General features: G+C 32.1%; 21 protein-coding genes. 10 read left to right on the forward strand and 11 right to left on the reverse strand.

Annotated elements, in window-relative coordinates; genetic code table 11:
- The first annotated feature begins 115 nt into the window (after positions 1 to 115).
- The 5 genes from H8K90_RS08360 to H8K90_RS08380 all read left to right on the forward strand — a co-directional run bounded on the left by H8K90_RS08360 (position 116) and on the right by H8K90_RS08380 (position 4,163).
- Positions 116 to 1,066, forward strand: a complete 951-nt coding sequence (locus H8K90_RS08360; protein ID WP_186845507.1) for an isopenicillin N synthase family dioxygenase — start codon at positions 116 to 118, stop codon at positions 1,064 to 1,066.
- 76 nt (positions 1,067 to 1,142) lie between these two features.
- Positions 1,143 to 1,472 carry a translation initiation factor gene (locus tag H8K90_RS08365; protein WP_186845508.1) on the forward strand — a complete coding sequence of 110 codons (330 nt, stop codon included), beginning with the start codon at positions 1,143 to 1,145 and terminating at the stop codon, positions 1,470 to 1,472.
- Between the two features lie 3 nt (positions 1,473 to 1,475).
- On the forward strand, positions 1,476 to 2,417 hold the full coding sequence (locus tag H8K90_RS08370) for a DUF1835 domain-containing protein (RefSeq protein WP_186845509.1): 942 nt from the start codon (positions 1,476 to 1,478) through the stop codon (positions 2,415 to 2,417).
- Positions 2,407 to 3,279, forward strand: coding sequence for a nucleoside phosphorylase (locus tag H8K90_RS08375; RefSeq protein WP_186845510.1), 873 nt, complete (start codon positions 2,407 to 2,409; stop codon positions 3,277 to 3,279). Before H8K90_RS08370 ends, H8K90_RS08375 begins: the two co-directional genes overlap by 11 nt.
- A gap of 29 nt (positions 3,280 to 3,308) precedes the next feature.
- Positions 3,309 to 4,163 carry a substrate-binding domain-containing protein gene (locus H8K90_RS08380; RefSeq protein ID WP_186845511.1) on the forward strand — a complete coding sequence of 285 codons (855 nt, stop codon included), beginning with the start codon at positions 3,309 to 3,311 and terminating at the stop codon, positions 4,161 to 4,163.
- A gap of 257 nt (positions 4,164 to 4,420) precedes the next feature.
- Here H8K90_RS08380 and H8K90_RS08385 read toward each other — a convergent pair whose 3' ends face one another.
- Positions 4,421 to 5,101, reverse strand: a complete 681-nt coding sequence (locus tag H8K90_RS08385; RefSeq protein ID WP_186845512.1) for a uracil-DNA glycosylase — start codon at positions 5,099 to 5,101, stop codon at positions 4,421 to 4,423.
- A 106-nt stretch (positions 5,102 to 5,207) separates the two neighbouring features.
- On the opposite strand from H8K90_RS08385, the gene H8K90_RS08390 reads away from it, so the two are divergent.
- Together H8K90_RS08390 and H8K90_RS08395 are read left to right on the forward strand one after the other, a co-directional pair.
- The gene (locus H8K90_RS08390; protein WP_186845513.1) at positions 5,208 to 7,379 is read left to right on the forward strand and encodes an endonuclease MutS2; all 2,172 of its coding nucleotides are present in this window, start codon (positions 5,208 to 5,210) and stop codon (positions 7,377 to 7,379) included.
- Between the two features lie 41 nt (positions 7,380 to 7,420).
- Positions 7,421 to 7,843: a thiol-disulfide oxidoreductase DCC family protein gene (locus H8K90_RS08395; RefSeq protein WP_186845514.1), complete on the forward strand. Its 423-nt coding sequence runs from the start codon at positions 7,421 to 7,423 to the stop codon at positions 7,841 to 7,843.
- Positions 7,844 to 8,435: 592 nt separating this feature from the next.
- Here the strand turns inward: H8K90_RS08395 and H8K90_RS08400 are convergent.
- From H8K90_RS08400 to aroC, 7 genes are all read right to left on the reverse strand, one after another.
- A complete protein-coding gene (locus H8K90_RS08400; protein ID WP_186845515.1) occupies positions 8,436 to 9,596 on the reverse strand; it encodes a flavohemoglobin expression-modulating QEGLA motif protein in 1,161 nt (386 codons plus the stop codon).
- Positions 9,596 to 10,426: an N-formylglutamate amidohydrolase gene (locus tag H8K90_RS08405; RefSeq protein WP_186845516.1), complete on the reverse strand. Its 831-nt coding sequence runs from the start codon at positions 10,424 to 10,426 to the stop codon at positions 9,596 to 9,598. The genes H8K90_RS08400 and H8K90_RS08405 overlap by 1 nt, the downstream gene beginning before the upstream one ends.
- A 1-nt stretch (position 10,427) precedes the next feature.
- The gene (locus H8K90_RS08410; protein WP_186845517.1) at positions 10,428 to 10,760 is read right to left on the reverse strand and encodes a hypothetical protein; all 333 of its coding nucleotides are present in this window, start codon (positions 10,758 to 10,760) and stop codon (positions 10,428 to 10,430) included.
- Between the two features lie 2 nt (positions 10,761 to 10,762).
- The gene (locus tag H8K90_RS08415; protein ID WP_186845518.1) at positions 10,763 to 11,578 is read right to left on the reverse strand and encodes a sulfurtransferase; all 816 of its coding nucleotides are present in this window, start codon (positions 11,576 to 11,578) and stop codon (positions 10,763 to 10,765) included.
- Positions 11,579 to 11,587: 9 nt separating this feature from the next.
- On the reverse strand, positions 11,588 to 12,625 hold the full coding sequence (gene gshB / locus H8K90_RS08420; protein WP_186845519.1) for a glutathione synthase: 1,038 nt from the start codon (positions 12,623 to 12,625) through the stop codon (positions 11,588 to 11,590).
- A 64-nt stretch (positions 12,626 to 12,689) separates the two neighbouring features.
- Positions 12,690 to 14,015 carry a dicarboxylate/amino acid:cation symporter gene (locus H8K90_RS08425; protein WP_186845520.1) on the reverse strand — a complete coding sequence of 442 codons (1,326 nt, stop codon included), beginning with the start codon at positions 14,013 to 14,015 and terminating at the stop codon, positions 12,690 to 12,692.
- Positions 14,016 to 14,072: 57 nt separating this feature from the next.
- Entirely contained in the window at positions 14,073 to 15,143 is a 1,071-nt protein-coding gene (gene aroC, locus H8K90_RS08430) for a chorismate synthase (RefSeq protein ID WP_186845521.1), read from the reverse strand.
- A gap of 209 nt (positions 15,144 to 15,352) precedes the next feature.
- On the opposite strand from aroC, the gene H8K90_RS08435 reads away from it, so the two are divergent.
- Complete coding sequence (locus H8K90_RS08435; RefSeq protein ID WP_186845522.1) at positions 15,353 to 16,204, forward strand: UDP-2,3-diacylglucosamine diphosphatase; 852 nt, start codon at positions 15,353 to 15,355, stop codon at positions 16,202 to 16,204.
- On the opposite strand, the gene H8K90_RS08440 is transcribed toward H8K90_RS08435, so the two are convergent.
- A complete protein-coding gene (locus H8K90_RS08440) occupies positions 16,201 to 19,131 on the reverse strand; it encodes an FAD-binding and (Fe-S)-binding domain-containing protein (RefSeq protein ID WP_186845523.1) in 2,931 nt (976 codons plus the stop codon). The two genes, H8K90_RS08435 and H8K90_RS08440, sit on opposite strands and share 4 nt — an antisense overlap.
- A 106-nt stretch (positions 19,132 to 19,237) precedes the next feature.
- Between H8K90_RS08440 and H8K90_RS08445 the strand changes: the two genes are divergently transcribed.
- Positions 19,238 to 19,714 (forward strand): hypothetical protein, encoded by a 477-nt coding sequence (locus H8K90_RS08445; RefSeq protein WP_186845524.1) that lies wholly within the window; start codon positions 19,238 to 19,240, stop codon positions 19,712 to 19,714.
- A gap of 71 nt (positions 19,715 to 19,785) precedes the next feature.
- A complete protein-coding gene (locus tag H8K90_RS08450; protein WP_186845525.1) occupies positions 19,786 to 21,507 on the forward strand; it encodes an FAD/NAD(P)-binding protein in 1,722 nt (573 codons plus the stop codon).
- Here H8K90_RS08450 and H8K90_RS08455 read toward each other — a convergent pair.
- Entirely contained in the window at positions 21,504 to 22,277 is a 774-nt protein-coding gene (locus tag H8K90_RS08455; RefSeq protein ID WP_186845526.1) for a TIGR03915 family putative DNA repair protein, read from the reverse strand. The two genes, H8K90_RS08450 and H8K90_RS08455, sit on opposite strands and share 4 nt — an antisense overlap.
- Complete coding sequence (locus H8K90_RS08460) at positions 22,278 to 23,540, reverse strand: putative DNA modification/repair radical SAM protein (RefSeq protein WP_186845527.1); 1,263 nt, start codon at positions 23,538 to 23,540, stop codon at positions 22,278 to 22,280.
- Positions 23,541 to 23,760: the final 220 nt, after the last annotated feature.

The following is a 23,760-nucleotide window of genomic DNA, read 5'->3' on the forward strand; positions in this document are numbered from 1 at the left end:
AAATTGCTTCAATAGCGTAGCTAAGTGCTCCGAATTATCAATAAATTGTAACCAATAATTTTAGCTCTATTTTAGTTACATTTGTATATTGACAAAAATTTTAAACACAAATCCAATGGAGAGAATACCTAGCGTAGATTTGAAAGACTTCATTTCTGGTGACCCTAAACGAAAACAAAAATTTATAAATGAAATAGGAAAAGCTTATGTTGATATTGGCTTTGTAGCTCTTAAAGGTCATTTTTTGGAAGATGAATTAGTCGATAATTTATATAAAGAAGTAAAAAATTTCTTTGATTTACCGTTAGAAGTAAAAGAAAGTTATGAAATTCCTGGAATTGGTGGACAACGAGGCTATGTCTCTTTTGGAAAAGAAAGTGCAAAAGGAAAAAAAGAAGGTGATTTAAAAGAATTTTGGCATTTTGGTCAATATGTTGAGGATGATGAAGAGCGTAGAAAAGAATATCCAGAAAATGTTGAAGTAAAGGAATTACCAGAATTCAATAAAGTAGGTAAACAAACCTATGCAATGTTGGAGAAAACTGCTAAGTATGTTTTAAGAGCGCTGGCGTTATATTTAGATTTAGAAGAAACGTATTTTGATAATTATATCCATAACGGAAATTCAATCTTAAGGCCAATTCATTATCCACCTATAACTTCAGAACCTAAAAATGCTGTAAGAGCAGCAGCCCATGGCGATATTAATTTAATCACTTTATTAATGGGAGCTCAAGGTCGTGGTCTACAAGTACAACGTAACGATGGCGAATGGATAGACGCTATTGCAGAACCAGATGAACTTATGATTAATGTTGGAGATATGCTATCTAGACACTCTAACAATAAGCTAAAATCAACGATACATCGTGTAATAAATCCGCCTAGAGAACTTTGGGGAACCTCTCGTTATTCAATCCCATTCTTTATGCATCCAATAAGTGAAATGAAGCTTAATGTTTTAGAAAGTTGTATCGATGAAGAAAACCCAAAGCAATTTGAAGATATTACTGCAGGAGAGTTTTTAAATGAGCGTTTAATAGAACTTGGACTAATTAAAAAGTAGCTTGCAGTCGCCAGTTAACAGTATGCAGTCAAAGCATTACTGACAAACTGCAGACTGAAGACTGAGAACTAAACAAATGGATTTACAAGATCAATTAAAAAACTTATTCCCAGACCATAAACCCGAATCTACTGAAGAAAAAACAGATTCTAGTAAAGGACTGTGGCTTCAAGACGATCCTATAATTTGCAAGTACGAAAAACGAAAAGGTAAACCAATTACTATTCTCGAAGGCTATACAGGTGCAACCGAAGATTTTAAGAAACTAGCCAAAGAACTTAAAACTAAACTTAGTGTTGGAGGTAGTTTTAAGGATGATAAAATTATCATTCAAGGAGATTATAGAGATAAGATAATGGCAATGCTAATAGAAAAAGGGTTTAACGTAAAGCGTGTTGGAGGTTAATATATGGCAAAGAATATTCTTCATATTACAAATGGTAATGCTCTTACTGATTACCTAAGAGATTTAGATTTTAAGGATGATATCTTAACATGGCAAGAAATGCTTTGTGAAGGTCCAACAATTCCTGCTATTAATTCAAGGGCATTTTTGAAACTTCGAACAGATTTTTTAAAAAAATTCTATGACATTGAAGTGAATACTAGAGAAATTTTAGCCGAATTATCTAAACTAGATGATACAGATAAGTATTCAGAAATTAACCTTTGGTTTGAGTACGATTTATTCTGTCATATTAACCTTATAGGTGTCATCAATCTTTTACATCAAAAAGAAATTAAAAAACCCCTTTACCTAATTTGTAGTGGACGCGTGGAAGGTGAAAAGCGTCTAAAAGGTTTAGGAGAACTAAATCCTAAACAACTTAAATTACATTATAAAGAAAAAATTAGATTAACACAAGAAGACATAGATTTAACGATTGCACTTTGGAGAACATATTGTGGTAAAGACCATAATATTTTAAAACCATACATCGTAACTAATTCTAGTTTTAAATATATGAGTAATTGCCTAAAGGCACACTTAAAACGTTTTCCACATCAAAAAAGTGGATTAAATGTTTTAGAAGACAATATTCTAAGAATTGTAAGAGATAATTTTATTAAATCTAAAGGACATCTTTTGGGTTATAGCATTAATTATCAAGGATTTTATGGGTTCGGTGATATACAATTAGAACGCATTATAAACAAGCTCGACATCTTTTTCGATGAAGATAAAACAGGCCTTACACTTAATAGAAAAGGACACGAAGCCTTGTTAAGACAGCATAATTTTGCTTCAGAAATTAATAATGATATGGTATTTGGTGGTGTGCAACGATTAGAATATCAGTTTAATATAAAGCAGAATAAACTTATTAAAACGATAATGAATGCCAATTAAAGATTCAGAATTAATTTTAAATCCAGACGGTAGTGTTTACCATCTAAATCTTAAACCAGAAGATATCTCAGATACCATCATTTTTGTTGGTGATCAAGATCGTGTTGAGAAAATTACACAGCATTTTGATAGTATTGAGTTTAGCACACAAAAGCGTGAGTTTAAGACGCAAACTGGTTATTATCAAGACCGAAGAATTACAGTATTATCTACAGGTATAGGTCCCGATAATATTGATATTGTTTTAAATGAATTAGATGCTTTAGTAAATATAGATTTAAAATCTAGACAACCTAAAACTAAGTTAACAAGTCTTAATATTATTAGGATAGGGACATCAGGCTCATTGCAAGCTGATATTCCTGTAGATGCATTTTTAATCAGTACACATGCATTAGATGTTAATGGGATGTTACATTTTTATCAAATAGATGGTATTAGCAATCCAGAAATAGAAGATGCCTTTATAAAGCATACAGATTGGGATAAAAACAAAGCACGACCAATAATTATAAATAATAGCAAGTATCTCGAAAAGTATTTTGAAAGTAATGAGGTTTTTAAAGGTATGACTGGTACTGCTGGAGGATTTTATGGACCGCAAGGTCGTGTGTTACGTTTACCTTTACACGACCCAAACTTGAATTCTAAATTAGACAATTTTACATATAAAGATTTTAGAATTACAAATTTTGAAATGGAAACCTCAGTCATCTACGGGCTTTCAAAATTATTAGGGCATGAAGCTTTATCTTTGAATGCTATAATAGCTAATAGAGCTACAGGCGACTTTAGTAAAAACCCTAAAAAAACTGTAGAAAAACTAATAAAATATGCCTTAGAGCGCATTGTAAATATTTAGTCGGACACTGTAACAAGTTCAGCATAAAAATGAAGAAAGTAAATATTGGTGGAGTACCAGAACATTTTAATTTAGCTTGGTATTTAACGTTAAAAAATGGCGAATACAAAGAGCAAAACATTAATCTACGCTGGCACGATTATTACGGTGGCACTGGAGCTATGTGTAAAGGTTTACGTAACGGAGATATTGATATCGCTGTAATCCTTACGGAAGGTATTATAAAAGATATTATTGATGGTAATCCCTCAAAAATTGTTCAAACTTTTGTACAAACTCCTTTAATTTGGGGAATCCATGTCGCTGCAGATTCAAAATTTAAAACCATAGAGGATATTAAGGGAACGAGAGCTGCAATTAGCCGTTACGGTTCGGGATCACATCTTATGGCCTATATCAATGCAAAAAACAACGACTGGGATTTAGAAAAAGATCTAGATTTTGAAGTCATTAAAAATTTAAATGGTGCGATAGAAGGACTCACAAATGCTGAAGCAGATTACTTTATGTGGGAAAAATTTACCACCAAACCTTTAGTGGATGACGGCATATTTAGACGCATAGATAATTGCCCATCACCATGGCCTTGTTTTGTTATAGCTGTGCGCGAAGAATTTATAAAAAACAATGAAAATGATCTAAATATTATTTTAGATATTATTAATCAAACTACGGCAGAGTTTAAGTCTATTCCTTCAATTGATAAAACTATAGCTAATCGTTACGAGCAAGAATTAGAGGATGTACAAGAATGGTTGTCTTTAACTGAATGGTCTCAAGAAGTTATTGATAAAAAGACCATAAAAACTGTACAAGAACAATTATTTGATTTAAATATTATTCCTAAAAAAGTGGATTACTCTCAGTTAATACACAAATTATAATTGCAGATTACTTTGCTTTAATTTGTTGTAAAGTCTTACACTTTCGATTTTTTACTTTCTCTATCTCATTTTTTTAGTTATATTTGAGATAGTTATGTCCATACTATTAATAACCCAGATTAATATGATTACAAACATAATTCTGATTTTATCTTCATTAGTTGCTCTCAACTTTGTGTTATTAATATTTAGTTGTAATAAAACCTCTAAAAAGTTAGATAACCGTAAACCTCCATTTATTAAAACATCTAAAAAGCCTACTGAAGTTGCCACTCAATTACCGACGCGTCAACGTCAACTTGCTGCAACTGGGAGTTAGTTTTACTAAAATGTTTATTTCCAAACCAATATCCTCTATTAGCACTCAATGGAGATGGATGACCAGTTTCTAAAACTACATGTTTAGAAGTATCAATAAGTTTCTTTTTCTTTTTTGCAAATCCTCCCCAAAGTAGAAATATCACTTTGTTTTTTTCTGTACTAATCTTTTTAATTACGGCATCCGTAAACTGTTCCCAACCCTTCTTTTGGTGACTACCAGCTTCATGTGCTCTTACTGTTAATGTAGCATTTAACAATAATACTCCTTGTTTAGCCCATGGCATTAGGTTTCCGCTTTTAGGGTATGGAATTCCTAAATCTTGCTCAATCTCTTTAAAAATATTGATCAACGACGGAGGGTGCGAAATTCCATCATTAACAGAAAAACATAAGCCGTTAGCTTGTCCCTCTCCATGGTAAGGGTCTTGACCAATGATTACCACCTTTACAGCATCAAAATGACAATGATTAAAAGCATTAAAAATATTAGCACCTTTCGGAAAACACTTATAGGTTTTATATTCAGTTTTTACAAATTCAATCAAATTTTTGAAATATGGTTTTTCAAATTCTGACTCTAAAAATGGCTTCCAACTGTGGTGTATATCAACGTTCATCTAACTAAAAGTTTTATCAAAAATAGTCAATATTAAAGTATTTGCCATCATTAGGCATATCATTACAATTACCTTAAATTTGCAACTTCAAAATTAAGTTTAACCCATGATAAACATTCATGAAAAGACCTTAAAAGACCTAGAGTTTTTTACGGTTTTAAATCAAGTTAGTGAGCATTCCATTACCGCCTTAGGTAAAGAGGCAGTGTTGGCTATTCTTCCGTTTGCACAAGAAGAACATCTGAAACTTGAGCTTAATTATGTTAACGAATATGTATCGTCTTTTGATAATGATAACCGTATTCCTAATCATGGATTTGAGACTATAGCTAAGGAATTGAAGCTTCTTAAAATTGAAAATACCTATTTAGAAATACCGAGTTTACAAAAAATTGTGAGTATCTCTTTAACTGTAAATACAATTTTAAAGTTTTTAGAAAAATTTGAAGACTATTACCCAAAACTTCGTCAATATTCAAAAGATATTGAAGTCACCAAAGTCATAATAGAGCAAGTAGATGCTGTTGTTGATCGCTTTGGAGATATTAAAAATGATGCCTCTCCTCTACTTTCAGAATTACGAAAATCAATTAATCAATTAAAGGGCAAAATAAACAGTAGCTTCACTGCTGCTTTAAACACTTATCACAACCTCGAATATCTCGATGACATAAGAGAGTCTGTTGTAGACAATAAACGTGTTCTTGCTGTAAAGGCTATGTATCGTAGAAAAGTGAAGGGAGCGATAATGGGTGGCAGCAAAACAGGTAGCATTGTTTATATTGAACCAGAAACGACACTGCATTATTCTAGAGAACTTAATAACCTAGAATACGAAGAGAAAGAAGAAGTTATTAAAATCTTAAAAGAACTCACGGATTTTGTGCGTTTGTTTTCTCCGCTATTAAAGCAGTATCAAGATTTCCTTACTAAAATAGATGTTATTTCTGCTAAAGCAAAATATGCCAGAAGTATGGATGCTATTTTACCAGAATTTTCAAAAGAACGCAGTATGTATCTAAGAGATGCATACCATCCGCTACTTTATTTAACTAATAAAGAAAGTGGTGAAAAAACATTTCCACAAACAATTGGTTTAGAAAACAACAGCAGAATAATTGTAATTTCTGGCCCAAATGCAGGAGGAAAAAGTATCACTTTAAAAACAGTTGGTTTATTGCAAACTATGTTACAAAGTGGCCTGTTAATTCCGGTACATGAGCGTAGTAAGGTATGTTTATTTGATAGAATTTTAAGCGATATTGGAGATAATCAATCAATTGAGAATCATCTCAGTACTTATAGCTATCGTTTAAAACAAATGAATTATTTTTTAAGAAAATGTAATAACAAAACATTGTTCTTAATAGATGAATTTGGTACAGGAAGTGATCCAGAGCTTGGTGGTGCACTTGCTGAAACATTTTTAGAAGTTTTTTATGAACGTGAAGCATTCGGAATAATTACAACCCACTACTCTAACTTAAAATTGTTAGCAAACGAATTACCGTATATGGTTAATGCTAACATGCTTTTTAATGAAAAGAGTTTAGAACCAATGTATAAGTTGGTTATAGGGCAAGCTGGTTCTTCATTTACCTTTGAAGTGGCTCAAAAAAATGGTATTCCGTATAGCTTAATTAACAAGTCTAAAAAGAAGATAGAGCGTGGCAAAGTTCGTTTTGATGCCACGATTGCTAAACTTCAAAAACAACGCAGTAAACTCGAAAAAACAGAACGTTCGCTCAAAGAAAACGAAAAGAAAAAGCTTACTGAAGCTGAAAAGCTAGAAGAGGTAAATGCTAAAGTTCAGAAAAAGTTAGAAAGTTTTCAAGAGTTGTATGATAGTAACCAACGCCTTATATATTTAGGACAAAAAGTCAATGATATTTCTGAGAAATACTTTGAAGACAAAAAGAAGCGCGAATTAATGGCTGAATTATTTAGATTAGTTCAGATTGAAAATTCTAAGCGCAAAAAAGTATCTGCCAAACAAAAGCGAGCTGAAAAAGTAAAAGAAAAGCAGATAAAGCAAGAAGCTGAGAAAAAGGTTGAAGTTATTAGAAAAAAGAAACAAGAAGAGCGAAAAAAGAAAAAAGAAAAGCCAGAAGTACCTAAGCCTATTTTAAAAGTTGGAGATAGCGTTAGAATGCACGATGGTAGAGCTATTGGAAGTATAGACTCTATTGAAAAAGGAAAAGCAAACGTTAACTATGGTATGTTTACAACGAACGTTAGCTTAGATTTATTGGAGTTGGTTGAGGCTAAAAAGAAGTAAATGAAAATAATATATTAATACTTTAGACTTATCTTTGTAATGTGATTAAAGACATCCCTAAAAATAAGCAAGTCATACTATTTGATGGTGTTTGTAACCTTTGTAATAGCAGTGTTCTATATGTTATAAAACGAGATAAAAAAGATATATTCTTATTTGCACCTTTACAAAGTAAAACTGGTATAGAGCTCATCAATAAATTTAATATTGATACCACTAAAACAGATTCAATATTACTTTATAACCCCAAATCGAATTCATTAAAACAAAAATCATCTGCGGCAATTCATATTGCTAAATATTTAGGTTTTCCTTCAAACTTACTCACTGTATTTTTTATAATTCCAACATTTATAAGAAATTGGGTTTATGATTATGTAGCAAAAAATCGCTATAAATGGTATGGCAAAAAAGACGCTTGTATGATTCCTACACCAGAATTACAATCCAAGTTTATAACATAAAAAAAGCCTTTTAGCGTCTATTCTAAAAGGCTTTTTTAAATTAACAACTTACTTAAAACTAATTTAATTTAAACAAAAAAATTAAATCATCAATCGCAAATATTACGAGGGAAAATAATGGATTGGTTAATAGCATATTTTTTTGGTTATAGTAAATATATGTCACTTATTAATTGCAACAGAAAAAACTCGATATAAGACCATATATAATTGATTAAAATGTTAAGATGCAAAAATCATCTGCAAGGTGTATCAATCTTACTCATTTATAAATGACATTAACTCAACTAAAAGGCCAATACACTAAGTATTGGTTTTTTGGGTTCTATATAAAAAGTAATTTAGATCTGAGCTTTTTTAGTTAATGGTTTTAGCTCAAGTTAGTAATTAAACCTCAAAGAAAAATAATGTTAGCTTGACCCTAACTTCAGTTAGTTAGGAACGAGTCAAGTTCTTGTTAAAGGTATAGTCTAACCGTTAATAAGTATCGCAAATGGTTGATGGACAGAACTATTTAGCTTTGAGGTTTTTTGCTTACATCTCGACTATTCTTATGCTAGCGCTCAACGAGACATGTAACATTATAAGAAATCTACTTTAAACTCTTTAAAATAAAATCTAAGTTAGCATCCTTATTATCATTAGTAATATAAGCATCTGTATAATACTTTGGTGGTAATGCTAAACCAAGTTTTTGCATTTTGTTTATGGTTGGTATATATTCTTGACTCACTTTTCCGGTTAATAGAACACCTAAATCTTTTCCTTTTTTAGCATATTTATACACATTACGTAATCCTCTTAAATACAAATGATCTTTTGTAAATCCTCCACCTCTATGCACACGTAATGTAATTCCGAAAGCTTTATCTCTATTGAGTTTATGCTGATTGTGTAATAAATGAAAAGTGTCCGAAAAACTATAGCCTTTATTTAAACTATCTACAGCAATCACTCTAAACGCTAATTCTTTTAAACGTTCAATAGTTAAACAACCGCTCATAAATTCTGAATACACTGCCAATCCTTCTTGAGTTTCAACATTATTTGGAAACCCATTTGAGAATACTTTTAACGGGTGAGACAAACCATTAAATGTTGTCACCATGTGGACTCCAATTTCGTGATTGGTTAAAACTTTTAGCTGATTTTTACTGTACTTCTGACTTTTGCGTAATACTAAAGTTTGTGTGTTATTCAACACCATTGCAGCAGCAGAGAGATTATTAGAAATCTTAATGTTATAATTAAAATCATAACGCTTAGAATAATCATCAAAATAGTTCTTAGCCTCTTCTACATTATAAAGCGGAAGCATTTCTTCATCGAATTCAGAATCATCAAATCGAAGAATAAATTTAGCATTCTCTATATCCTTTTCAGTAGGTGTTCCAAAACTTTTAAGACTATTGTAATAAAACTTTCTGCCTTGCCCAATCGTTTCAATACATTCTATTAAACCAGAGTATTCGTAAATAATATCTTCATATAACTGTCTAATATCCTCGTCTTCTATACGTTCTAAACGCTGAGAAAAAAATAAACGATGCAATTTGTAACCATTAAATCTAATTTTTGGATACTTAAACTGTGGTTCATAATTATATTTAGAAGAATAAAATTTCTTCTTTTCTGATGCTATGTTTAGCGGATTGATGTAATTGAGAAGTTCAATATTTTTGACCAATCGATTAAGGTTGCTATCAATATCAAATAAATCTTGAAACTCTTCTGTAGTTTTAATTTGGGACATTAGTTTTTAAACGTATTATAAAATTCGTCAGCATGTTTTGGTAAAAGCGTTTGTAATTGTGACTCGACTGCAGCAACTACTTCTGGGTAATTAATCCGCTTGTACTCATCACAATACACTTTTGCAATTTCAGTTGCCAAAACTAAGGTATTATTAAAATTATTGGTAATATATTTTAAAAAATAGCCATTACCTTGAAAAGTATCATTGATTTTGGCTGTTTGTTTTATACCATGAGGCAATTGAATACTAGCCAAAGCCTGTCTCCAAGACTCTACCTGTTTACCAAATCTAGTGTTATCTACATTAGAGGTTCCTATATTCCATGTTGGCACTTCCCTATCCCAACGTTGCCAATTATAGCTATGCATATCGTAAACAATGCATACACCAAACATTTCTTCGAGTTTAGCTATTAACGCATGTAATACTTTATAAAAATTGCTATGCTTTTGTAAACTTTTCTTTTTTTCGTTAGCTGGCAAAGGGTTTCTCCAAAGCTGTTTTCCCCAAGCAGTTTCAAAAACGGCATTTTCAGGATCACGATTAAGATCGTATTCAAAACGCGAATCGCATCCTGCAATTACAATTGGATGAGAAATGACCATGTTTTTAGTTTCAGGATCTTCCTCATACCATCTGTCGTATTCGGTATGCAAGCAATTATCCCAAAGATCTTTTCTAAATTGATGGCCATCATGCACTGCAGCACAAGCATAAGGCACGTATGAATCTATTTTTAACGTGAATGCATAATCATCTGACACAGCGTTAAATACTTCTTCATTTTTTATTTTTGAAATTATTGTATCTACAGTAAGCCTTTCCATTTTAATTCTTTAAAAGCTTTTCTAAAAACCTAAGCATATTTTGCTCTAATGTATTGAATTCACCATCAGAAAAGAATAATACTTTAATATCTGCTAATAATATATCAATATCGTCCTTGCTATAATTATGCTGCTCTAAACTTGTCATTATTTTTTTAATGCCTTGATAATCGTTATCATTATCAAATTCATCATGTATTTCTTGAAAAGTTTGCATATCTACTTTAGAAATAATGACATTTCGCTCTTTGTTATCTTCTTTAAAATCTGAATTGGCAGCAAATAATAAAATGTAAGCCACAAGTTCGTCTCTTGTCCAGTCGATTGTTTTCATTGTTATTCTGTTAGGGTTCCATATTCTGTCCATGAGCCATCATAGACTATTAGATTATTATAATTACAAAGTGATGCAGCTAAAGCTAATATGCAAGCTGTAATACCAGAGCCACAACTAAACACAAACTTTGCTTTACCTTCAACTAATTTATCAAAGATTACAGAAAGCTCTGCTTTTGGCTTTAATTTATAACCATTTAGTAACATAGTATAAGGCAAATTCTTGGAATTAGGAATTGTACCTCGTCGTAACCCTTCTCTAGGTTCATCTACTTTGCATTGAAAACGAGCTTCTGAACGCGCATCAATTATTAATGTGTTAGAGTCTTTTCTCAACTCATTGACACCTTTAAAATTGGTCATTAATTCTGAAATGAAATTAGCTTCAAAATTACCTTGAGTATAACTTTCGGTAGTATATTTTTCAACCCTAAAATTCTTGTTTTGCCATTCTGGTAATCCACCATCTAAAACAGCAACATTATTAAATCCAAAGGTCTTTAGTAACCACCAAGCTCTAGCGCTAGAGTAAATACCTTTATCATCATAAACTACAATAGTTGAATCCTGATTTATACCAAGATTTTGAGCTTCAGTTTGAAACTGTTCTTTTGAAGGTAATGTACTTGGAAATGGCGCAGATACGTCGCTGAATTTTTGTTTAATGTCAAAAAACCTTGCGTTTGGTATTCTTATTGAATTTGAGTCAACCACTTTATTAATTGTCGCATCTAACACAATTAGATTTAACGCATTACTATTTTCATTAAGCCATTCTACCGAAACTAATGAAGAATATAGAGGACTTTTTTTCATTTTTAATAACTATGCATCATTGACAGTTTTTCTCAATCGTGTACGTCTATTAAAAGCTTGAAGTTGGTCTACGACTTTACTTTCTAAAAAGTCAATTACCTTTTCTTCTACTTTAGTTTTGTTTTTATAAACCTTGTTAATATATGTGATTCCACCTGGAGACATCACGTTAACTTCAACTAATTTACCTCCAATAACATCAATACCTACAAAGTATAAACCATCTTTTACCAATTTTGGTCCAATCTGCTTACAAAGTGCTTTTTCGGCTTTAGTTAAGGAGTGTTTTGCTATACTTCCGCCAGCAGAAACATTAGAACGATGATCGTCTGAGCCAGGAATGCGTTTCATGGCACCAACCGGTTCGCCATTGAGTAATAAAATTCTAACATCACCTTGGTCTGCACCTTCTATATAATCTTGTAGAATAACATAATTAGATTCACCATCACCAGCAGAAATATAAAAATCTAAAAGTGAATTGATATTATTCATAGCAGATTTTTCAATTAATATCACACCAGAACCACCAAAACCATTTAAAGGCTTTAATATCATCTTATCTGCTTTAGAGTCTTTAATTTGTTGAACTAAATATTTTTTGTTTTTCGACACATGTGTATTTGGTATAATGTTACTATGCGCATCACCAAAAGCAGCTGTATAGAGCTTGTTATTGGCTTCTCGCATACCTTGTAATGAATTAATAATAAACACATCGTCCTTTACCGAATCTAAAAAATTGAGCATCAACGGATCTAAAGGCGGATTTGCTCTAAAGAAAATAGCATCAAAACCAGCCAATGGTAGCATTTCTTCTCTCAGTTTAGCTTTATTATAAAATGATTTTAGAGTTGATGGGACTTTTTCCATTCTACCAACTACATTACAAAATGCATTAGTAACACTATCTCTAATTGTTAGATTTGCTGGTGTACACATGGCTACACCATGACCACGTTTAACACATTCTTTGATTAGTGCTAAACTTGTATCATTTTCTGGGTCAATGTTTTCCCAAGGGTACATTATAAAGCAAACATTCATTTTATTGAAATTTGGTTGGTATTATTTTATATTAAATGTAAGGACTTTTAATGAGGATGAAAAATTATTTTACTTCATCATAATGGTCGTCCCATTCTTTAGCCTTAGGATTGTCGTGTAACTTGCCTAGCGATTTAGCCACAATCATAGAAACTGTAGCATCACCAGTAACATTTACAACAGTTCTGCACATATCTAAAGGTCTATCCACAGCAAATATTAATGCCAGTCCTATTGGTAATAATTCTGCAGGAAAACCAATAGATTCTAATACTATTACCAACATTACCATACCTGCACTTGGTACAGCAGCGCTACCAATGGAAGCTAAAAGTGCAGTTAATACAATTATTAATTGATTCGTAAAGGTTAAACCTTCTGGCCAAATTACTTGCATAATAAATACTGCAGCAATACCTTGATATAAACTTGTACCATCCATATTCACAGTTGCTCCAACAGGTAAAACAAAACCAGAAACTTCTTTATCTACACCAAGATGTTCTTCTACACGTTCCATAGTTACAGGAAGTGTTGCGGCACTACTACTCGTTGAAAAGGCTAATAATTGAGCTGGACTCAGTTTGTTTAAAAACCAAAGAGGTGATTTCTTGGTGACAAATTTTATTAAAAGCATATAGAAGCCAATCATTAGCATAAGGCCAGCAACGACACATAAAGCATATTGTACTAGTTTTAGTAAAATCTCAGTGTCATCAAAAGCAATAATAACATTTGCCATTAATGCAAACACAGCATAAGGAGCAAAGAGCATAATTAAATCTACCATTTTCATTATAACCTCATTGAGCGAGTCGAAAAAGTCCACTAAGGGTTTGGCTTTCTTTTCACCAATTAGCAGAAGACATATGCCTACTAGTAATGCAAAACATATCACTTGTAGCATTTTTGCTTCACCCATAGCTTTAAAAATATTACTTGGAAAAATATCTACTAAGGCTTGTAACGGTCCAGCATCTTGCTGAGCACTTGCTTTAGTTAATTTATCAGTAACTCCAGCGTCATTTTCATATTTGAGTTTTATCTTTTCTATGGTTTCTTGTGGCATTCCTGTACCAGGCTTCACAATATTAACTATAGATAAACCAATGACTATGGCTACTAACGTAGTACCAACATAGATGGCTATAGTTCGCAAACCCATGCTTTTTATCTTAGATATATCTTTTAAATCTGATATCCCTTTTATTAACGACGCTAAGATTAATGGTACTGCAATTAGTTTTAGAAGATTGATAAATATGGTTCCAAATGGTGCTATCCAATCGGTTACAAATTGTTGACCAGAAACGGAATTCATAATAAATCCGAATATAATACCCAGTACCATTCCGATGATAATCTTCCAATGTAATGCTAGTTTTTTCATAATATTTGCCGCGAAAGCGGTAATCTTTTAATTAAACTCATCTAATTTTAGATCAGGCTACCAATCCTGAGACTCCTGCCTGCGCAGGAGTGCATAATCAGCCAAAACCAAAGCAGCCATAGCCTCTACAATAGGCACAGCTCTTGGCACCACACAAGGATCGTGTCTACCTTTACCTTGCATCTCTACCGTTTCACCTTTACTATTTATGGTATCTTGTTTTTGTAATGTTGTAGCTACAGGTTTAAAAGCAACTCTAAAATAAATATCCATTCCGTTACTTATACCTCCTTGTATTCCACCAGATAAATTGGTTTGTGTTGTTCCATCTTCATTGAATTTATCATTGTGCTCACTACCAATCATCTTGGCACCACAAAATCCACTTCCGTATTCAAAACCTTTAACAGCATTTATAGAGAGCATAGCTTTACCTAATTCTGCATGCAGTTTATCAAAGACAGGTTCACCTAATCCTACAGGCACATTTTGCAACACACAAGTTATGGTACCACCAATGGTATCTCCTTGTTTTTTAATAGCTTCTACTTTTGCAATCATTTTTTCAGCAGAAGCTGTATCTGGACAACGAATGATATTAGATTCAATTTTAGAAAAATCTAAATCTTGATAGGGTTTATCAATAAATATATCACCTACCGAAGAAGTAAATGCATTTATTTGAATACTGCTTAACAACTGTTTTGCAATCGCTCCTGCTACTACTCTACTAGCTGTCTCACGAGCTGAGCTACGACCTCCACCTCTATAATCGCGCACACCATACTTTTTATCGTAGGTGTAATCTGCATGACTTGGACGATATACATCCTTTATATGCGAGTAATCTTTCGATTTTTGATTGGTGTTATGGATTACAAAACCAATAGGAGTTCCTGTTGTTTTTCCTTCAAAGATTCCCGAATGAAACTCTACTGTATCTGGTTCTTTGCGCTGTGTAACTATTTTAGATTGTCCTGGTTTTCGTCTGTTTAATTCATTTTGAATTGCATCAAAATCGAGTTGCAAACCTGCTGGACAACCGTCTATAATTCCGCCAATGCCAACACCATGCGATTCGCCATATGTAGTAAGTTTGAATAATTTTCCGAAGGAATTTCCTGCCATTGAATCATATTTTACGCTAATGTAATTGTTCTGTAAGAGAAACAAAAATTGAAATACATTTTTTGCCTTGTTACATTAACGTTAAGTCAATTAATTACCTCTGTTTTCTCATAACATTACGATAACAATTTGCTGATAGTTAATTAATTATACTTTTACTTTTAGTTAATAATTATTTAGGTTCTTTGTACAATAATAGATTTATAGCATTGAATTTAAAACGCAAAGTAGAAATAGCTGTCATATCAGACGTTCATCTCGGCACTTTTGGCTGTCATGCTAAGCAATTGTTAACTTATTTAAATAGCATTGAACCCAAAACTCTTGTACTCAATGGTGATATAATAGATATCTGGCAATTTAAAAAACGGTATTTCCCAAAATCTCATTTAAGTGTAATAAAAAAAATAATGGATTTTACAGCTAATGGCACGGAAGTAATATACGTTACTGGTAATCATGATGAGATGCTTCGTAAATTTGCAGGTACTGAAATTGGTAACATTTCAATTGTTAACAAGTTGGTTCTCAATTTAGATGGCAAAAAAGCATGGTTTTTTCATGGAGATGTATTTGATATTTCCATACAAAATGCAAAATGGCTTGCCAAATTAGGTGGTTATGGCTATGATTTACTTATCCTTTTAAATCGATTTATTAATTGGTGCTTAGACAAACTTGGGAAAGAGCGCTATTCATTATCAAAGAAAATAAAAAATAGCGTAAAAGGCGCTATAAAATATATAAACGATTTTGAAAACGTAGCGACAGATTTAGCTATAGAAAACGGTTATGATTATGTAATTTGTGGTCATATTCATCAACCAAAAATGATTGTAAAAGAGAATAAAAAAGGAAAAACTACCTATCTAAATTCTGGAGATTGGGTAGAAAACTTCACGTCTCTAGAGTATCAATTTAAACGTTGGAAAGTCTATCATTACAATGACGATAAGTTGTCACCATTTTTTGCAGATGAAGATATAAAAGAAATGAATACCCAAGATCTTATTGCTGCAATTACCATTGTAGAGCAACCAAGCACAAAAAAGAATAACTAAGCCAAAGCTTCTCTCAAAATTGTTACAGGATGTTTTGCAACTCTGTCAGTTCCATCTTTAATCTGATGCCTGCAACTTGTACCATTTGCTGCTATAATTGTATCCTCTGTAGCGTTTCTAACTGCCGGAAACAAAGTTTGCTCACCAATTTGCATACTGATCTCATAATGCTTTTTCTCGTAGCCAAAACTACCAGCCATTCCGCAACATCCACTTGGTATTATAGTCACTTTATAGTTTTCTGGAAGGTTTAGCACATCAAAACTCGATTTTTGATTTGCCATTGCCTTTTGATGACAATGTCCATGAAACTTAATTGTTTTAGCTTCGTTTGTAAACTGATTTGCTTTTATATTACCCAACTCAATTTCTTGTTGAAGGAATTCTTCAATTAAAAACGTATGATTTGCTATAGTTTGAGCTGCTACTTTATCATCAGCTAATTTTAGATATTCATCCTTAAAGGTTAAAATAGCAGAAGGCTCGATGCCGATTAATGGAGTTTGTTCCGAAATTAAATTTTTAAATATTAAAATGTTCTTATTTGTTAACGCCTTAGCTTGTTCTAAAAAACCTTTAGACAAGAAACTTCTTCCACTTTCTAAATTGTTAATAATAATTACTTTATAGCCTAATGATTCAAGTAAAAGTTTAGAATCTAAAGCAATACTAGATTCTAGATAATTAATAAATTCATCAACAAATAAATAGACGGTTTTTATATTATTAGCATGACTAGTTTGAACATTAATTTTAGAAAACGGTTTTGATATTTCTGGAAAACTGCGTTTAGGATGAACACCTAAAATTAATTTTAAATAACCAGACATAAACTTAGTTTGAAATAACAGATTTGAAATACCTGAGAATTTAGAAGCTAATCGATTGTACTTTGTAGAATTAGCAAAAAACCGATCCCTAAACTTAAAACCATTAGCCTTTTGGTATTGATATTGAAATTCTGCTTTTAAACTTGCCACATCAACACTACTTGGACATTCAGAAGCACAAGCCTTACAACTTAAACATAAATCGAACACCTCTTTTAACTCCTTATGGTTGAATTTATTTGCTTGTTCAGAATTGGTTAGATAGTCACGAAGTGCATTTGCCCTAGCTCTTGTGGTGTCTTTTTCATTTCGTGTGGCTCTATAACTAGGACACATGGTACCACCAAACTCAGGTAGTTTTCTACAATCACCAGAACCATTACATTTTTCTGCTTCTCTTAAAATACCTTGAGAACTAGAGAAATCTAAAAGGGTTTTAATTTCTGGTTCTACTCTATTGGTTTCGTAACGTAGATTTTCATCCATTGGATAAGCATCTACAATTTTTCCAGGATTGAAAATTGTATGAGGATCAAAAGCAAATTTAATGCGCTTTAATATTTGGTAATTAGCATCACCAATCATTAATGGTATAAACTCAGCTCTCACAATACCATCTCCATGCTCGCCAGACATAGAACCTTTATATTTCTTAACCAATTTAGCAACATCAGTTGTAATTTTTCTAAACAGTTTTACATCTTCTGCTTGCTTTAAATCTAATATTGGTCGTAAATGCAACTCACCTGCTCCAGCATGCGCATAATACACCGCATTTTGATTGTATGTCTTCATTAAAGCAGTAAAATCAGCTATATAGCTATCTAAATCTTTTAGTGCTACAGCAGTATCTTCTATGCAGGCTACCGCTTTTTTATCTCCAATAATGTTGCCCAATAGTCCTAAGCCAGCTTTTCTTAATTCTACAGCTTTATGTATGTCATCATCTCTTAGTATTGGTGCTGCATAACTTAAATTAAGCTCACTAACTGTTTTGAGAAAATTATCAATATCTAATTGAAGTGTTGTTTTAGTATCCGCTCTTAATTCGCACATTAAAATAGCTACAGGATTACCCTCAATAAATTGCCTGTTTTTTTGTTGGGTTTTGTTATGCTTTGTAAGATTTAAGATAGAATCGTCCATCATCTCACACGTATGCAGATTATGCTGCATTAGAGTTTCTACAGACCTCATACATTTAGCTACACTTTCAAAATGCAAAGCAACCATAGCACTTTCTGTTGGAGGCAACTCGTCTAATTGCAGTGTGATTTCAGTAGTAAAGGCAAGTGTGCCTTCACTTCCTGCTAAAAGTTGACACATATTGAAGGCTTCTCTTCGACTACGCTTAGAGACCAGTGAAGGATTCGAAAACACATCAGACTTAATTAACTCATCAATTGCATAACCTGTATTTCTACGATGTATTTCTGGTTTTGGGAAGTTGTCTAGTATTTGTTTCTGAATCGTTTCAGGCTTTAATTCGTTATATATAGTTCTATAAATGTCACCTTCTAGGCTTTCTAATTTTAATTTCTGTTGAAACTCTTCAACTGCTATCTTAGAAAATTCAACTTCACTTCCATCACTTAATAAAGTTTTTAAACTTATAACCTTATCTCGTGTTACTCCATACTGAATCGAGGTTGTACCTGATGAGTTATTACCAACCATACCGCCAATCATACAACGATTAGAAGTTGAAGTATTAGGTCCAAAAAATAAACCGAACGGTTTTAAATAATTATTTAATTCATCTCTGACCACTCCAGGTTGAACGGTTACAGTCTTATTTTTTTCATTAATATTTAAAATGCGTGTAAAGTATTTAGACACATCTACAACAATCCCATCTCCGACACATTGTCCGGCTAAAGAAGTACCTGCTGTTCTCGGAATTAATGATGTTTTATTGATCTTAGCAAATGCAATTAATTGCTTAATATCCTCTTTATCTTTTGGTAAAGCAACAGCAAGTGGCAATTTTCTATACACAGAAGCGTCCGTTGCATATAGCTTTCGCATTAAATTATCGTAATATAGCTCACCTTTAAGTTTTGCTTCTAAAATTTTTAACGGATTTTCTTGATGCATTAAGTTGAATAAATATGTTCATAAAACTATAAAGAATTCTAATATAAATAATGTTTTGGCGTTATTTTTGTAAAGATTATTTCATTCAATAAAAAAACGTAATACAATGAAGAAATTAGTTTTAACAAGTTTAGCAATTTTTGTAGGATTAGCATTTGTAAATGCACAAGATATAGCAGACAATGCTATTGGATTAAGAATTGGTGATAGTGATGGTTTAGGAACCGAAGTTAGTTACCAACGTGCACTTGGTGACAACAATAGATTAGAAGCCGATTTAGGTTGGAGAAGCGGAAAAGGTTATGATGCTTTTAAGCTAACTGGTCTTTATCAATGGGTTTGGCAGTTAGACGGTGATTTTAACTGGTATGCTGGTGCTGGTGGAGGATTTGGATCTATCGGTTTTGATAATAACGATATCGATGGTGAAACATTTTTCTTTGCTGCAGGAGATATAGGGATAGAATACAGTTTTGATATTCCATTACTATTATCATTAGATTTTAGACCAGAACTAGGTTTTGGTGATTTTCAAGATGATTTAGATTTTGATATAGCATTTAGTATTAGGTATCAATTTTAATTCTAACTAAAGAAATTAAAATATAAAAAAACCGTCTTTTACAGACGGTTTTTTTATTAATTTAACCTTTTATGAAGACACTCGCAATTATTGGTATGGGTCCTAGAGGACTTTACGCTCTAGAAAACCTATTAACTCAATTAGCAAAAACTAATCAGGCAATAGAAATTTTAGTTTTTGAAGCTTGTGAACTTCCTGGTTCTGGTAATGTTTGGAATCATAATCAACCAGATACTAACTGGATAAATATTACAGAGCGCGCTTTAAGTGGTTTAAAAGAACGACCACAAATTAATTATAATAACATTTTAATTGATGGGTTTCCTTCTTATCATAATTGGTGTGATTTTTCGCAAACTAGTGAAGACCCAGACCAGTTTCCACCTAGAAGAAAATTAGGGATTTATTTAAACGAACGATTTAATTCTATAGCAAAAGCTCTACGAGCTTACGACAGGTTTAAGGTTATAAACTCTAAAATTATTGCAATTGAGTTAAATGAAAATTATACCGTTAAAATAGAAAGCACAAAAAATACATGGCTATGTAATGATGTACTTTTAACCGTTGGTCATCAACCCACAAAACCTAGTAAGCAACTAGAAAAATGGGAAGCTCATGTCAACACATTCCATGATCTAAAACTTTTTAATGAACCATACCCAGTTACCGAATTAGACCATATTAGAAATAAAGAACATATTGTCATTGGTATTAGAGGTTTCGGACTAGCTATGATTGATGTAATGCGGTATTTAGCAGTAAACAATTATGGCAATTTTAAGGTAACAGATTCTTCTACTTTAGAAACGGTCTATTACAAGACAAAAGAGCAAAATTTAAAACTCGTTCCATTTTCTTTAGATGGTTTACCAATGGGCCCTAAGCCTTTAAATGAAAATATTGATAATTGGTATAAACCAAATGCATCTCAATTAGATTTTATTAGAAATAAAATAGAAGCATTTACCAATACAGAAAAAGATGCTAATACTATTGATTTTTTAATTCAGCCTTTAGCCGAAATAGGAGCTCAAATTTTTGAACAACTCAATAATAAAGCAGTAGACCATAGCTTAAATTCGGATACTCTTAAATCTGTTATTCTAGATTTTTTGTCAGACGCTGATTATAGCCATCACCTAATTCAAAATAGCAATATTTCTACTTACAACTTAATTCGTTCTTATGTCAATATGGCTTTAGGAAATACTAAAATTAGTCTAGATTATTGTATTTGGCAAGTTTGGCGTCATTGTCAACCAATGCTTTATAAAACTATTTCTCATGCTAAATTAAGTAATGAAACAATGAATAAAATTATTGATTTAGACGAGCGCAGCAAACGGTTTTCTTATGGTCCTCCTTTAGAAAGTTTGCAGCAAATCCTTGCGTTAGCAGATGCAAAGGTTTTAGATTTAGACTACACCAATAATCCAGACATTAAACTCACTGAAAACGGTTGGGAATTAAAGAATAAAGCGAACAAAACATTAGTATGTGATATAATGGTTAATAGTGTCCTCGACTCGCCTCAGCTTCTTAAAATAAACTCACCACTTATAGTCAATTTGCTTAAAAATGAGTTAATACAACCAGTACATACAGATTTGGGTATTGAAACTCAAGATGATGGGTATGTTGTTAGCGACGATAAAAATAAACAAGTGCCTATTGCTATTTTAGGCAGAATTGTTAAAGGAAGCGTTTTGGGTGTTGATGCTATTTTAGAATGTTTTGGAAAACGTGTTGAAGATTGGGCAGATGGTTACGTGAAAAGGTTAAATAGTTAATTAGGTTGTTTTTCACTTAAGTATTTCCAATAGCGTTTGGGTACATGCCTAATATGAAGCTTCATATTTTTTCTAGACTCTATATTGGTTGATTTAAAATAATCTTTCCAAAGTTTTTGAAACTCTAATTCGTGTTCTTGAAAAAATTCTGAATCAGTTTTAGTAAATTTAAAATCTGCCGGAAATTCCATGTTAATAATTTCCACTTTATCCAAATCATAATATAAACCATATCCCCTTTTAATATCATAAATTACCCACTTTTGGTCTGCATATCGTCTTTTAAAATGCTTAGATATTAAAGGTAGCACATTAAAATCGGGTTCAATATTTGAAAAATAAATATCATCCTTGGTTAATCTAAAGCGCACAAAAGCCTCCATTCTGTGCTTTTCTCGTCCAACAGATTTAGCAATTTGAGCTATCTTTAAAACAGATGGATGCGAATAATCCTTATCGACGCTCTGAGCATTAGAAAACGCATACGTAATGTAATCTAACAATATGGCCTCTACCCCTTTTTGTTCACTTAAAAAAGCATAGTAGAGCTGATAACTACCCTTTGGAGAAAGTTTTGATTTTACACCTTTCCAAACCCGATTTGCTTTGTCTTCTTCTGTAATAATGGTTTCAGCATCAGAAAACAAACCAAGTTGCATTTCAAATTTATTCTGAATAACTACAGCTCTGAGCTTATGTTCAAAAACAAAGAAAACGGCAGATAAAAAACCATCAAAAGTGCCATCATATATTAAGTTTCTACCTTGCATTTATCCAAATAAATTCAATTGATTACTAAGACTTTGTTGGTATTTACTTTTAGAATTTTGAAGAATTAACCCCTTAATTTTTTCAGAGGTTAAATCGCGTTTTTCAAATTTGCTACTATCGCAAATCATAAAATATTGAGCTCTATTTAATGCAACTCCAATCTTTTTTAAATGCTCCCAATTTAATTTTCTAAAACGCCGAGCATTTAAGATTTTGTAAACCGATTTCATTCCTAAACCAGGTATTCTAGCCAACATACGTTTATCCGCTGAATTAATGTCTACCGGGAATTCGTGTAGGTTTCTCAATGCCCAACTTAGTTTTGGATCTATGTCTAAATCTAAATTTTGATTCCGTTCGTTTAAAATCTCACTAAACTCAAAGCCGTAAAAACGCATTAACCAATCTGTTTGGTACAATCTGTTTTCTCTAAGAATAGGTACTGCACTTCCTATTTGCGGTAAGCGATTATCGTAGCTAATAGGCACGTAACCAGAATAATATACACGCTTTAGATTATAACTTTTATAGAAATAGTTAGAAGTTTGCATAATCTGAAAATCATTCTCACCACTAGCTCCAATTATCATTTGCGTACTTTGACCAGCTGGCGCATATTTTGGTGTACTTTTTATAATCTTTTTTTCTTCTTTAAATTGGATGATTTCATTTTTAACCTTTTTCATTGGTTTAATAAAATCTTCGTGCTTTTTATCTGGAGCTAATTTTTTGAGTCCATCTTTTGTAGGTATCTCAATATTAACACTCAATCGATCAGCGTATAGACCTGCTTCTCGCATTAATTCATCTGAAGCACCAGGAATAGATTTTAAGTGAATATATCCATTAAAATTCTCTTCCGTCCTCAACTTTTTTGCCACTGCAACAAGACGTTCCATTGTGTAATCAGCATTTTTAAATATACCTGAGCTGAGAAAAAGACCTTCAATATAATTTCTACGGTAAAAATTAATAGTTAAGTCTACAACTTCTTGCACTTTAAAAGCAGCTCGCTTTATGTCGTTACTTTTTCGAGTTACACAGTATGCACAATCAAAAATGCAATAGTTGGTTAATAAAATTTTTAATAAAGACACACAGCGACCATCTTCTGTGTAAGAATGACAAATGCCCATGCCAGTAGCATCACCTATTCCTTTATTAGTATTAGCACGTTTACTTCCGCTCGATGAGCATGATACATCATATTTAGCAGCATCAGATAGTATTTTTAATTTTTCTTGGGTACGTTGAAAAGACAATTATTTTCCTCCTTATTATTTCAATTTTCTTCGAACTACAAAAATACTACTATATATAGCTATTGATTGCTAGTGTATGTAGTAATTTAAAATCTTATTAAAACCTTAGTAAATAGAAACACAAATTAGAGTTGAAAGGTAATTTCAATCAAACCAGATTCATTTTTAACACAAATACTATGAATGTTACTCCATTCGATTATAGAATACTTATATCTAA

Origin of the sequence: Winogradskyella echinorum, assembly GCF_014297365.1 — a bacterium.
In the GTDB taxonomy this organism is placed as follows: Bacteria; Bacteroidota; Bacteroidia; order Flavobacteriales; family Flavobacteriaceae; genus Winogradskyella; species Winogradskyella echinorum.

Bases quoted from the DNA above. Each gene is read 5' to 3' on its own strand.
- H8K90_RS08445 (WP_186845524.1), top strand. From the start codon at position 19,238: ATGAAGAAATTAGTTTTAACAAGTTTAGCAATTTTTGTAGGATTAGCA.
- gshB (WP_186845519.1), bottom strand. From the start codon at position 12,625: ATGAATGTTTGCTTTATAATGTACCCTTGGGAAAACATTGACCCAGAA.
- H8K90_RS08455 (WP_186845526.1), bottom strand. From the start codon at position 22,277: ATGCAAGGTAGAAACTTAATATATGATGGCACTTTTGATGGTTTTTTA.
- H8K90_RS08370 (WP_186845509.1), top strand. From the start codon at position 1,476: ATGGCAAAGAATATTCTTCATATTACAAATGGTAATGCTCTTACTGAT.
- H8K90_RS08375 (WP_186845510.1), top strand. From the start codon at position 2,407: ATGCCAATTAAAGATTCAGAATTAATTTTAAATCCAGACGGTAGTGTT.
- H8K90_RS08400 (WP_186845515.1), bottom strand. From the start codon at position 9,596: ATGTCCCAAATTAAAACTACAGAAGAGTTTCAAGATTTATTTGATATT.
- H8K90_RS08365 (WP_186845508.1), top strand. From the start codon at position 1,143: ATGGATTTACAAGATCAATTAAAAAACTTATTCCCAGACCATAAACCC.
- H8K90_RS08380 (WP_186845511.1), top strand. From the start codon at position 3,309: ATGAAGAAAGTAAATATTGGTGGAGTACCAGAACATTTTAATTTAGCT.
- H8K90_RS08360 (WP_186845507.1), top strand. From the start codon at position 116: ATGGAGAGAATACCTAGCGTAGATTTGAAAGACTTCATTTCTGGTGAC.
- H8K90_RS08425 (WP_186845520.1), bottom strand. From the start codon at position 14,015: ATGAAAAAACTAGCATTACATTGGAAGATTATCATCGGAATGGTACTG.
- H8K90_RS08405 (WP_186845516.1), bottom strand. From the start codon at position 10,426: ATGGAAAGGCTTACTGTAGATACAATAATTTCAAAAATAAAAAATGAA.
- H8K90_RS08390 (WP_186845513.1), top strand. From the start codon at position 5,208: ATGATAAACATTCATGAAAAGACCTTAAAAGACCTAGAGTTTTTTACG.
- H8K90_RS08415 (WP_186845518.1), bottom strand. From the start codon at position 11,578: ATGAAAAAAAGTCCTCTATATTCTTCATTAGTTTCGGTAGAATGGCTT.
- H8K90_RS08440 (WP_186845523.1), bottom strand. From the start codon at position 19,131: ATGCATCAAGAAAATCCGTTAAAAATTTTAGAAGCAAAACTTAAAGGT.
- aroC (WP_186845521.1), bottom strand. From the start codon at position 15,143: ATGGCAGGAAATTCCTTCGGAAAATTATTCAAACTTACTACATATGGC.
- H8K90_RS08385 (WP_186845512.1), bottom strand. From the start codon at position 5,101: ATGAACGTTGATATACACCACAGTTGGAAGCCATTTTTAGAGTCAGAA.
- H8K90_RS08410 (WP_186845517.1), bottom strand. From the start codon at position 10,760: ATGAAAACAATCGACTGGACAAGAGACGAACTTGTGGCTTACATTTTA.
- H8K90_RS08450 (WP_186845525.1), top strand. From the start codon at position 19,786: ATGAAGACACTCGCAATTATTGGTATGGGTCCTAGAGGACTTTACGCT.